This is a genomic window from Lentilactobacillus sp. TOM.63 (assembly GCF_030361045.1).
Classification (GTDB): domain Bacteria; phylum Bacillota; class Bacilli; order Lactobacillales; family Lactobacillaceae; genus Lentilactobacillus; species Lentilactobacillus dabitei.
On the sequence record NZ_JAUCAP010000140.1, the window covers coordinates 1 to 2,884 of the forward strand.

Below are 2,884 nucleotides of genomic sequence, written 5' to 3' on the forward strand. Positions count from 1 at the left end.
GGGATAATTTTTCATAGCTTAAACTCGCTTTTTACATAGAAGTATATCAAAAATCATAGATCTTGGACAGCTTCTTATACTAAGCCTCATAAAAAATATATTGGACATAAGTATAGTAATTGGAATACTATTTATTCTGCAAAAAAGAAAACAAAATCGACTTTTTCTAAATCGGTAACGTGGGCTAACTCTTTAACAGGGAATGTTTCACTGTCTAAGGGAAAGTTGACTGCTTTGTTAGGGTTTAATGTAACTAGGTCAGATACCGTTACAATAAATGTTCCGTTTTCTTTTAATGGAAAATATCGACAAAAAGTTCAGTATCGTAAGAGGTATCGAAAATATAAGATTACGCGAATAGAATACCTAAAAATAGTCGGATCATCAACACAAAAGAAACATCTTAAGGCTTTTGCATATAAGTACGATGGTGTTGTGAGTCGTGTTGTTAGGGATAAGTAGGTGATAAAATTGGATTGTTTTAAACTATCTAGTTTGTTTGGTAGCTTTGCCTTATTAACAATATTTTTACTACAAATTATGAATGTTTTTTCTGAGATGCTATCAACATCGGATGTTTTGCAAGATGGAACTAAAATAACTAATCAAGTTAATTACTTTATGACCCCATTAGTTACAATTCCAGTTATTTTTTTAATATTGTTTTTTATTTTTTTTATACTTGGTATCTGTAAAATTAAGAAGTAATAGATTAGTGATTGATTGGATTTAAAATTATGTAATCTTTTTTTGGGGAGGGAGATTGATGAATATCAGAAAAATTATCTTGATCAAAAATGTAAGCTATAATACCGATTGCTCCTATACCAGCACGTAATATGCCAATGTCCTTTTGAGGAACAATTATGTGCTCTATGCTTCAATAAACCGTCACATTTTGTATCTGCCTTAGTAAATGGATGTAAGCTGATTCCTGAGACAGCTTCTAAGAACGTTTGAATCTTTGATGGGTAAGACAACTTGTTGCATAAGCTGTTAGTTCCTTTACTTTAAAATTAATTTAGTTGCAGAAAACCTAAAAATCGAATATTATAATGTAATACGATGGTAAACTTAAAGGAGGCGGATTAGAATGAGTAATACTATTATTAAAAACAAGACAATTTCAACTCGTGTAACACCTGACATTAGTGAACGGGCTAAAGCTAATCTAGCAAAACAAGGGCTAACCGTTTCTGAGTATATACGCTTATCGTTAGTTAAAGCGGCCAATAATGAAGTTCGATTAGTCAGCTTTTTAGATTCTCCGGAAGCCTTAGCCGCTAAAAAAGAAGCAGAAACAGGGCAGGTCAAAAACATTGGTTCATTGACTGACTTTGAAGATTGGATCGATAAGTTAGATGCAAATTAAACAGACCAAATCTTTTGAACGTGAATTAAAAAAACTAGTCAAAAAACATTTCCCAATAACTATCTTGAAGCCTTGTTTAGAAGCAATTGTTGAACAAGATGTACTTGTTTTGAAACAGATTAAAGATCATGCATTAAAAGGAAATTGGCGTGGCTATCGTGAATTTCACCCTGCCAGATATGGAAACTATGGTAAAAATTATGACAACTGGATTGTTATTTATCAGCTAGATCATGATGAATTGATTTTGTTATTGGTTGCAACTGGCTCCCATGAAATCTTGAATCAATAGCTATAGTTTAGGGGCACTTATAAAAAAATAAATTAAAATAGCCCCCAATATCTACATTATAGATATTGGGGGCTATTTGTTTTCATATGGTATAAATGACTTCTTTTATTCGTCATTTTTTCGATACCTTTTGGAACGATTTTGACCAGGAAATAAACGATCATGCGATCCGACTCGAATTCCAATTAAGACTAGTTCATCTGTATCAATCGTATAAACAACCAGAACATCGTTAGTTTCGCTTGGTGTTTTGTTTTTCGGGGTGTCTCGTAAATGAAATTCATTATAACCGCTCATTCGCCGATTAAGCTCATGATCTTCAAATTCTGGTGGTAATTGTTGCTGCTCAAGCAACAGGTCAATGGCTGCTCGAACTTCATCAATAATAGATTTGTCTAAACTGGCTAACCGTTTTAGATCAGCATTAAAGGTTGCACGTGGTTTAAATCTTAGTTTTTTCATTATTTAAACTGACCCCAATAATCATCATTTGATTCAACAATTTCATCATCAGGTAAAACATGTCGTTTAATTAACTGATCACGCGCAATTGCATATTCTAACGAACCTTCTTTCGCTTTTAATGCTCTTTCTAGCCAGTCCATTTTTTCTTGTGAAACGATGGCCACGGCGCGACTATTTGAACGAGCAATATAAACGGTTTCATCTTCGTCATTAACTTGATCTAAATATTTTTTTAGGTTAGCGCGAAAATCGCTCTGTGTTAGTGCTAATGTCATATTTACCACCCTTTCATTGTACTTAATATTGTACTTTAATTTGTACTAAAAATCAATTTTTTAAGGAGCTAAAACTATGCAACAAGTTGTCTTACCCATCAAAGATTCAAACGTTCTCAAAGAGGTTCAAGATACCTTACTCAACAACTTTAAAGCTGGCCGGCGTAACTATACAGTTTTTCAAGTTGGCAAAGCGACACTGCTGCGAGTCAGTGATGTCATGCGCTTAAAACAGGCCGATATTTTTAATCCGGACGGTTCTATTAAACAAAATGCGTTTATTCACGACCGAAAAACTGGTAAACCTAATACCTTGTACCTTAAACCTGTTCAAACAGAGCTCTTATTGTACCGTCAATGGCTACTTGATCATCAGCTGGATTCTGAATGGCTCTTTCCTTCCATTCAACACCCAGAACGCCATATTACTGAAAAACAGTTCTACAAAATTATGAGTAAGGTTGGCGATCTATTAGGAAT

General features: G+C 33.8%; 5 protein-coding genes. 3 read left to right on the forward strand and 2 right to left on the reverse strand.

The annotated features are described in order from the left end of the window. The first annotated feature begins 1,093 nt into the window (after positions 1-1,093). Together QUF07_RS13590 and QUF07_RS13595 are read left to right on the forward strand one after the other, a co-directional pair. A complete protein-coding gene (locus tag QUF07_RS13590; protein ID WP_003625288.1) occupies positions 1,094-1,372 on the forward strand; it encodes a plasmid mobilization protein in 279 nt (92 codons plus the stop codon). Further along, on the forward strand, positions 1,362-1,664 hold the full coding sequence (locus tag QUF07_RS13595; RefSeq protein ID WP_289427968.1) for a type II toxin-antitoxin system YafQ family toxin: 303 nt from the start codon (positions 1,362-1,364) through the stop codon (positions 1,662-1,664). Before QUF07_RS13590 ends, QUF07_RS13595 begins: the two co-directional genes overlap by 11 nt. A gap of 105 nt (positions 1,665-1,769) precedes the next feature. Here the strand turns inward: QUF07_RS13595 and QUF07_RS13600 are convergent, their stop codons facing one another. Both QUF07_RS13600 and QUF07_RS13605 read right to left on the reverse strand, forming a co-directional pair. Further along, positions 1,770-2,126 (reverse strand): type II toxin-antitoxin system YafQ family toxin, encoded by a 357-nt coding sequence (locus QUF07_RS13600; RefSeq protein WP_014271908.1) that lies wholly within the window; start codon positions 2,124-2,126, stop codon positions 1,770-1,772. Next, the gene (locus tag QUF07_RS13605) at positions 2,126-2,404 is read right to left on the reverse strand and encodes a type II toxin-antitoxin system Phd/YefM family antitoxin (RefSeq protein ID WP_002834561.1); all 279 of its coding nucleotides are present in this window, start codon (positions 2,402-2,404) and stop codon (positions 2,126-2,128) included. The genes QUF07_RS13600 and QUF07_RS13605 overlap by 1 nt, the downstream gene beginning before the upstream one ends. 76 nt (positions 2,405-2,480) lie before the next feature. Here QUF07_RS13605 and QUF07_RS13610 point away from each other — a divergent pair. Then, positions 2,481-2,884: tyrosine-type recombinase/integrase (locus QUF07_RS13610; RefSeq protein WP_289427978.1), on the forward strand; the 404-nt coding region annotated here is incomplete at its 3' end.

Bases quoted from the DNA above. Each gene is read 5' to 3' on its own strand.
- QUF07_RS13590 (WP_003625288.1), top strand. From the start codon at position 1,094: ATGAGTAATACTATTATTAAAAACAAGACAATTTCAACTCGTGTAACA.
- QUF07_RS13595 (WP_289427968.1), top strand. From the start codon at position 1,362: ATGCAAATTAAACAGACCAAATCTTTTGAACGTGAATTAAAAAAACTA.
- QUF07_RS13600 (WP_014271908.1), bottom strand. From the start codon at position 2,126: ATGAAAAAACTAAGATTTAAACCACGTGCAACCTTTAATGCTGATCTA.
- QUF07_RS13605 (WP_002834561.1), bottom strand. From the start codon at position 2,404: ATGACATTAGCACTAACACAGAGCGATTTTCGCGCTAACCTAAAAAAA.